An 8454-nucleotide genomic window follows, 5' to 3' on the forward strand; every position below is an offset into this window, starting at 1 on the left:
ACTATGTATTGTTATAAATTAAATTTTTTGATGAAATTCTTGGTTTCATAGAATTTATCCTTTTTCTCAGCTTTGCTCATGCTTCAATACTGATTAATGATTTTTCAATCATTAATTTCATATCAAAACAAAATATTATTGAATACAAATAACACAATCAAGCTATTGATAAATATAGATATAATCACATTCCATATAGAAGACTCAATCACAACCATCACTTTTTTATTACTAAAAAATTTCTATTTTTGATTAAAAAACCCCCCTGTTTTTGAACTGAATGCTAGAGGTTTCGTCCATTTACAAGGCATTTTTTAACACCTAACTTAGATAGCGAAACAGGCAGTGAGGTATATCAACATACTAGACAACGTTGAGTGTAACCGCTGCAAAAAATCGACATCATGCCTTCTTTAAAAGGCTTTTTAATAAATTAAACTAATCTAATAAAAGGGATTAAAAAATGAAAATCAAACTTCTCACAGCAGCTTTATCTTTACTTGTAATCAATAGTGCTGCAGCAAGCGTAATCGTAGACGATTTAGATGGATATGACCGTGAGTCTAATTATGCTGGTGAGTTAATGGAGCGCATAGTAACAGACTCTGAAAATTCACGTACTTTCGGTGCTTGGGTATTCCGTGCAGACAAATATGGTACATGTTCTTCAGGCGCTGTATATGACGAAGTTTCTGGCCAATTCATTGCTAATGTAGGTATTAGCCCAGCGGGTCATAACACACACCACATTGACCGTGTAAGCTTACAAGGCTATTTCACTGATGAGCAATTACAACGTACTCGCGTTTTAACTCTAAACTGTGAATCTGAAACTGGTGTTAGCTATGTTGCAAAGCATAAAATCCCAGCTTTGCCAAAGATTACATGGAATGCTAGCTTAACAGGTGTTGGCCCTTGGCAGACTCCGGATTGTGGTGGTCAATCTCAGCATTGTGGTGGCGCAGGTTGGTATGACCAAGTTAGTTATACCTCTTCAATTCTAGTAAACAATGGTACTGAAGACGGTTACTGTACATCACAAATTAACGATGGTTTGGTTTCAAAAGTATTTAATGGCGAAGGCTCTACACCGCTTTTCCACACAAATCACTTTGCACTAAATGAGCAAGTGTATTCACAAATCGGCCGAGTTTTCAGACAAACAGTAGCTTGTCATAACCCTGCTGGTACAACTGAACACACAACTGTTTGGGAAGTAACTGGTGAAAACGATATCAACCTAGTTGTTGATAACGTAAGTTATAAGTAATTGCTACTTTTACTTTGTAGAATGGGCCATTAGGCCCATTTTTGTTCTAATTGCCGGGTTTATTTTTTTTACTGTACCAATACTCGAGCTTCTCAAAGACTTTATTCGCTTCGATAGGTTTAGTTATATAATCATCCATGCCTGCATCCAAGCACTTTTGCTTATCACCCTGCATGGCGTTTGCTGTCATCGCAATAATGGGTATGTTTGAATTCTGTGGGCCAGCATTTGATTCGCGAATGTTTTTAGTTGTTTCATATCCATCCATTATTGGCATTTGGCAGTCCATTAATATAATTGAATATTCTGACCCTGCCGCTACTTCTTTGAGCTTCTCTAGTGCTTCTAAGCCATTTTCAGCAACATCTACTATTAGGTTTAAACTATCTAAGGTTCGTAGAGCAACAATCTGGTTTACCTTATTATCTTCAACCAATAAGATCCGCGTATCTTTAGAAAATGTATTTATAAATTTGTCTGTATTGTTATGAACAGTTGCTTTGGACACATGTGCCGCTGAGTCCAGAGTTTCCGTGACTGTAGAAAGGGCTTTGAGTAAGTCTTTTTTTGTCGTAGGTTTAGTGAAATATCCATCCAGTTTTACAGAGCTATTATGTATTGCTTCAAAGTGTTCAGCTAAATGCGTCATCATAATTAACTTAATATGTTTGAAAGAGGCCTTACTTTTTATTTCTTTAGCCATTAGCTCACCACTTAAACCGGTAAGCGTTTTATTGAACAGAATTAAATCAATAGAGTCTTTATTTAAAATTCGTAAAGCCTGATCAGCATTTAAAGCCTCAAGCACGCTAACTCCCCAGAATTCAAGCTGCTTTTTTATCGCGTTATTACTTGAGGTATTAGGATCAACAAGCAACATCGTGATGTTTAGTTTACTAAAGTCTGGGTTAATGACGTTTTCAATATGACTTTTTTTAACTGAGCACTGAATACTAAAACAGCTGCCAATGCCGACTTGGCTGGTGACATCTACATCGCCTCCAAGCAGCTGGCATAGCCTTTTTGTAATACTAAGGCCTAAACCGGTTCCCCCATATTTACGCGTGGTTGAGGCATCAACTTGAATGAAAGAGTCAAATAATGTCGCGAGCTTTTCCTCAGGGATCCCAATACCTGTATCGCTTACATTACATGAAAAAATACAATTGCCGGTGTTATTATCTTCATCTAATGATGCAGATAGAACAATTTCTCCACTTTCAGTAAATTTAATGGCATTGCTTAATATATTTGTTACTACTTGTCTTATTCTGCCAGGGTCAGACTGAATCATGGGTTCTTTGATGTCTGAAAAGTCTAAAACAATACTGACGCCTTTTTCTTGCGCAGCAAGGGCCATTGATTCTGAGAGGCTTTCAAGGTGCTCACGAAGATCAAAATCGACAAACTCAAGCTCAAGTTTGTCAGCTTCAATTTTAGAAAAGTCTAAAATATCGTTTATTAAGCTTAGTAATGAGTGCGCACTTGTACTTGCAATATTGACTGAATGCGATTGTTCTTGAGTTAACCCACTGCATTTTAATAAGTCCAACATGCCAATAACGCCGTTCATAGGGGTGCGTATTTCGTGGCTCATATTAGCTAAAAACTCAGATTTCAATCTGGTCGCTTCTTCCGCTTTTTTAAGCGCACCCTCTAGTTTTCTCGCTTGCGTTTCAAGTGAAGCTGTCTTCTCCGATACTTGTTGCTCAAGTGCGACAACAAATTGCTTTTGCCGTCTAATTTCGGCTTTTTGTAGTTTCGTTCGCAAGTAAATGACCATAACGACACCACTTACAACAAATAAAGCATAGAGCGAATAAGCCCACCAAGTTTTCCAAGGTGGGGGGGAGACATACACATTTATTGATAACACTTTCTCTCCCCATTCACCGCTGCTGTTGGTAGCTTTAACCTTAAATTGATAACTACCACCATCCAAATTAGTAAACGATGCCGTATTCCTATTACCAATTTCAATCCAGTTATCATCATACCCCTCTAGTTTGTAGGCGTAGATATTTTTGTTGGGGGATAAATAGTCGAGTACTGAAAACTCAAAAGAAAAGATGTAATCAAGATATGATATATTGATATTCTCTACATAAGAGTAGGGCGTATCAAGTTTAACGGGCACTCCCATTTTATTAAATCCAGTTAAAACCAACTCAGGTTCTTCAATTGTCGTCTGTGTGGTCAATGTGCTGAAATATTCAATACCTCTTTGGCTATTAGTGAACAAAGTATTATTTTGCGCTTTCACCAAGCTGCTTGGGTAATAATTAAGTCCAAGTAACCCATTTTGACTGTCAAAGTTAGTGACTTTTCCTGTATTGGGGTTAAGTTTTGTAAGTCCTTTGTTAGTTGTTAGCCATAAATTCCCTTTTTCATCATCTGATATTGACCTGATAAGGCTACTAGGTAGGCCACTTTGAGTATTAAAGTGAGTAAATGTATTAGAATCCTTTTTATAGAGGTTTAAACCTTGTTGGGTCGCTATCCAGATATATCCATTTTGGGTTTCATAGATGTCTTGCACGATACTTCCAAGTAAACTGTTGTCAGAATCTTTAGTGTTAACAAACGATTTAAAACCTTTCGCTTCATCAACCCATAAATTCACACCATTTCCAGTACCGACCCAAATGTTCTGGGACTTATCTTTATATATTGTGAGTACTTCAGGATGAGACAATCCATATTCTTCACCTAAATGTTTAAACTCATTCAATTTGGGGTTGTAAATGTACACTCCGTTTTTGTATGTACCAACCCAGAGATGTCCATCTTTATCTACCGAAAGTGCTCTAATTTCACGAAACTCACTATAGCTTGGATCAGATTTAGGGTAACTAATAAGCGTGCTTTGCATTGTGTTTAGATCAAACCTTACCAATCCCTCATCTTGTGCCATCCAAACAATGTTGTTTTTATCTAATAAAAGCACAGGGCGCTCTAATAACCTGTTCAACTCAAAACCGTTATCTTTGGTGAATACGGGTGGAAATAGAGCTTTTAGGGTTGATTCAGATACATCCCACTTGAATAGCTGTGAAGCAGAGTTAGCGATTAATACATCTCCATGTTTATCAGCGGCAATACCGTTAGGCGCACTTAACTCTGGATTATCTATAGATTTAAACTTTCTATGTGGCACTAATTTTAAAATACCGTGCAACTCATTCGTGACCCAAAGTGTGTTTGCACTATCTTCAAAAATTATACGCATTCCACTATTTTGCTCTAGGTCAAGCTGTACCAGGCGCTCGCTGTTCTCATCTCTTCTAAATACGCCTCTGCTGGTTACAAACCAGATATAGCCTTCATGATCTTCAATTATGGAGTTTACCTGTCCTAGGTGCTGACCATTCACAAAACCAATTCTAGAAAACGAGTAGTCTTGTGAATTAAAAATAAATGGTCCTTTTTGTGTTCCAACGTATACGTTCCCTTGTGATGACTTTAAAACGTGACGAATTTCATTTGCACCTGTAGGCGTTTTGTTATTGGGATCAGGAAAAAAGTATTCAAATGTGCCTTCTACTTTATTGTATAAATTCAAACCATAACTTGTTGCTACCCACAAATTGTCTATGTCACTATTTTCGATATCCCAAACTCGGTTATGAGATAAGCCGTTATTTCCATTTTCTGTTTTTTTGACATGTTCAAAATTGTCAGGCCCAATATATTTATTGAGCCCATTATCATAAGAGCCAAGCCAAATCGTCCCATCCAAATCATGATAGAGAGATTGAATCCTGTTCGCAGAAATAGATCCTGGTACATTTTTATCATGATAATAATTTTCAAATTTACCTGTTTTCGGGTTATAGCGATTTGCGCCACCTCCCCAAGTGCCTATCCAAATGATGCCGTTTCTATCTATCATCAAATTGCCGGCATCATTGTGAGACAGACCATTTACAGATTCACTATCAAATTCGAATAGTGTGACTTTTCGGCCGTCATACCGCATAACACCATTTTCAGCAGTGCCAAACCACAACATACCTTGTTGATCTTGTATTATTGAGTATATTTCAGACGATACAAACCCATCTTCAGCAGTTAATTTTTTCGCAGAATATTGGTTGCTTAAGATGGGTATGCTGGCAAAGCAAAAACTTGGCATTAGCATGACCAATACTACAATTGAAGCAATTATTGAAAGCGGTTTACCCATAAGTGAAATTAATAACCGTATTTTGATGGAAAATCTTGTTATTCATAATATTAGGCTAGTTTATGTTATGAACAATTTCTATTCTTAGGACGGTTTTTATAAAAAATTGATTAACCAAACAATTTGGATGATAACAGTTTCGTATGTCAAGAAAGTTAGATGTAGTGTCTAATACCTATAGACAAAAACTTTGAATATTCAGTACCAATTAATTTAATTGTGTTTCAATTACACTCGTAGATACAGAAATGAATATTTTGGAGAGTTTATGCGTTTATTAACAGCTGCATTTTCGGTGTTGTTAAGCACTTCTGCAATGGCGGGGAGCATCCCTACGACTCCGCATTTATATGTAAAAGGGTACTCAGAAGTATCTGTTCAGCCAGATACAGCTATTATCAATGTTGCAATTAACGAGAAAAGCAAAAGTCTACAGCAAGCAAAATCAGATGTTGACGATGTCGTTGCAAAAGCTTTAAGTATTGCGAAAAGCTTTGGTGTGAAAGGTAATCACATAAATGCCGAACAATTAAATGTTTACAAGCAAACTCGTTACAATCGCAGTACAAATGAGGAAGAATTTACCGGCTTTAAAGTGAGTCGTAACATCACGCTAAAACTGAAAGATATTGATAAATACCCTGAGCTGTTGCAAGCATTTGTAGACAGTGGTATTAATCAATTCAACAACACGCAATTCGTCGTTGAAGATAAATCGGAGATTATGAAAGAGCTTAAACAGAACGCTATTGAACAAGCAAAGCTTGGTGCAAAAGAACTTGCCGATGGTTTTGGTGTTAAAGTAGGTGACTTGTATTCTGTGTCTTTCGCGCCGATGAATGTTCCGATTCAGCCATATGCCAGAGGTAAAGTGATGGCTGCGGAATCTATGAGTCTTCAAGATGCATACAGCACGGGTGATACGAAATTGACAGCAGAAGTGTACGCGGTTTACTACATAGATTAATTTGGATCTTTTAAAGTCCTCTTAAAACAACGTATACTAAAGATATACAAGGAATAGGGGACTTTTCATCATGTTTAGTGGACTGTTTGCTGCAATTTGCACACTTTTATATATCAAACTCAGTTTTAATGTAATTAAGCTAAGAAAATTACACAAAGTGGGGATTGGTGATGCAGGCCATAAAGACTTGCAAGCCAGTATCCGCGCTCATGCAAACTTTATCGAATATACCCCCCTGGCTGTTATTCTAGTTTTTATACTTGAATATCAACTGATTAGTAACAGCATGCTCATACCCATTGCTTGTCTTTTTTTAGCTGGCCGATTATTGCATGCCAAGGCCTTGTATAATGCAAACTTAAAAATGCGCGTTATAGGTATGGGTTGTACATTTTTATCACTCATAATCATGGCGCTAATAAACGCTTATTTATACTTTTTATGACCAAAAAATACTTTGTTCTAGGCCTACCTAGAACTGGGACAACGAGCTTGTGTGTCTCAAGTCTTGATATCGGACTTAAAACTGCACACACTGCGTACACGCAACACACGCTAAAAACAGCGGAGTTTATTGCAGATACACCAGTATTTAATGATTTTCAGAAACTTTATCAACATTTCCCGCAAGCTAAGTTTATCTACTTAGAGCGTGATCATAATGTTTGGATACCATCGATTCGACGTTTACTTATACGTATGTTACCAAAATTGATTGTACAAGGTGGCGGTTTTAATGAGACCTTAAAACGTTGTTATTTCGATGTTTTTAATGGTCTTGATGAAAAAAATATCAACGATGATGACTATTTAATTGAGTGTTATAATAGACACAAACAAAGAGTTGTTGATTTTTTTGAATCAACCAATGTAGAACATGTGACAATCAATTTATCTGAAATAGATAGCACACCTAAATTTGCCCAGTTTATGTCTGTTCCTAAAGTTTCTATACCACATGTAAATAAGCATGGGAAAGTAACAGCCTGGAATGACATTAAACACCCTTTAAAAGTAGAATCAACAAGAATTGGCAAAGTAGATAAAGACAGTATTTTATATGACTTATAGTACTAAAATGTCCGATATTAATTTAAGTCATAAATTTTAAATGCACGTAGTAAGTGAGACTGAATAGCTAATGTTTGAACTAAAATATCACACACCGTTTGAGTGGACGCACAAAGTTATGGACGATTTTGTGACCTTTTTACAAGACCATGCCGCAGCAGAAAAAAAGGCATCAGGCATGGCGATGTCTATGTTAGGACATTACCCAGATAGAACTAAGCTGGTCAAAGCTATGGCTGATCTTGCTATCGAAGAAATGATTCATTTTAAGCAGGTATTAAAGCTCATTAATGAAAGAGGCTTGGTACTCGGAAATGATAAGCAAGATCCATATATTAAAAAGATGCGTGCTTTGTTTCGACAAGGTAGTGATGAGTTTTTAATTGACCGATTACTCGTTGCGGCAGTGATCGAGGCGAGGGGACATGAGCGTTTCTCTCTCGTTGCGGAAGCATTACCTGAAGGTAAAGATAAAGATTTCTACGTTGCGATTGCGAAATCTGAAGAAAAACATAAAAACTTATTCGTTGAATTAGGCTATGAGTATTTTGATAAAGCGATTATTGATGCCAGACTTGAAGAGATATTAATAGCTGAAGCTCAAATCTGTGAAAGTATTCCATTTACAGCAGCATTGCACTAAATTTTCCAAGACAAGCACTCTTAACTAGAGTGCTTGTCATTATGTTAAATCACGTTTTTGTTGTTTTCTTCGTAACTGAGTAGGACTTTATTATTTACTACTTAAATCATCTAGCTGATATCGCAGATGATCCAAGCTATTTAGCATCAATAAATATAAATTAAATTTTTGGATCTTACTCATTCAAACTCAAACATTTCCTAATTGTGTTAAATGACACATTCATGCATAGCCAGTCACATACCAGTAAAAAACCCTCCAAAGCATATTTAACCTAAGAAGCTAGGACGCGTAATTTTCGAAGATGAAGTTCGAAG

6 protein-coding genes are annotated in these 8454 nt (G+C 36.6%); 5 read left to right on the forward strand and 1 reads right to left on the reverse strand.

Translation table 11 applies throughout. The features are described 5' to 3' along the window. Window positions 1–463 precede the first annotated feature (463 nt). On the forward strand, window positions 464–1270 hold the full coding sequence (locus N477_RS09425; RefSeq protein ID WP_063363816.1) for a hypothetical protein: 807 nt from the start codon (window positions 464–466) through the stop codon (window positions 1268–1270). 46 nt (window positions 1271–1316) lie between these two features. On the opposite strand, the gene N477_RS09430 is transcribed toward N477_RS09425, so the two are convergent. Further along, on the reverse strand, window positions 1317–5405 hold the full coding sequence (locus tag N477_RS09430) for a hybrid sensor histidine kinase/response regulator (RefSeq protein WP_063363822.1): 4089 nt from the start codon (window positions 5403–5405) through the stop codon (window positions 1317–1319). Between the two features lie 319 nt (window positions 5406–5724). Between N477_RS09430 and N477_RS09435 the strand changes: the two genes are divergently transcribed. The 4 genes from N477_RS09435 (at window position 5725) to N477_RS09450 (ending at window position 8137) form a co-directional block, all read left to right on the forward strand. Then, window positions 5725–6423 (forward strand): SIMPL domain-containing protein, encoded by a 699-nt coding sequence (locus tag N477_RS09435; RefSeq protein ID WP_063363817.1) that lies wholly within the window; start codon window positions 5725–5727, stop codon window positions 6421–6423. A 70-nt stretch (window positions 6424–6493) separates the two neighbouring features. Then, window positions 6494–6868 carry an MAPEG family protein gene (locus N477_RS09440; protein ID WP_063363818.1) on the forward strand — a complete coding sequence of 125 codons (375 nt, stop codon included), beginning with the start codon at window positions 6494–6496 and terminating at the stop codon, window positions 6866–6868. Further along, entirely contained in the window at window positions 6808–7494 is a 687-nt protein-coding gene (locus N477_RS09445; protein ID WP_231102115.1) for a sulfotransferase, read from the forward strand. The genes N477_RS09440 and N477_RS09445 overlap by 61 nt, the downstream gene beginning before the upstream one ends. A gap of 70 nt (window positions 7495–7564) precedes the next feature. Further along, on the forward strand, window positions 7565–8137 hold the full coding sequence (locus N477_RS09450; RefSeq protein WP_063363820.1) for a tRNA-(ms[2]io[6]A)-hydroxylase: 573 nt from the start codon (window positions 7565–7567) through the stop codon (window positions 8135–8137). The last annotated feature ends 317 nt before the right edge of the window (window positions 8138–8454 follow it).

The organism is Pseudoalteromonas luteoviolacea H33-S (assembly GCF_001625695.1).
Lineage (GTDB): Bacteria > Pseudomonadota > Gammaproteobacteria > Enterobacterales > Alteromonadaceae > Pseudoalteromonas > Pseudoalteromonas luteoviolacea_B.

Bases quoted from the DNA above. Each gene is read 5' to 3' on its own strand.
- N477_RS09425 (WP_063363816.1), top strand. From the start codon at position 464: ATGAAAATCAAACTTCTCACAGCAGCTTTATCTTTACTTGTAATCAAT.
- N477_RS09430 (WP_063363822.1), bottom strand. From the start codon at position 5,405: ATGCCAAGTTTTTGCTTTGCCAGCATACCCATCTTAAGCAACCAATAT.
- N477_RS09435 (WP_063363817.1), top strand. From the start codon at position 5,725: ATGCGTTTATTAACAGCTGCATTTTCGGTGTTGTTAAGCACTTCTGCA.
- N477_RS09440 (WP_063363818.1), top strand. From the start codon at position 6,494: ATGTTTAGTGGACTGTTTGCTGCAATTTGCACACTTTTATATATCAAA.
- N477_RS09450 (WP_063363820.1), top strand. From the start codon at position 7,565: ATGTTTGAACTAAAATATCACACACCGTTTGAGTGGACGCACAAAGTT.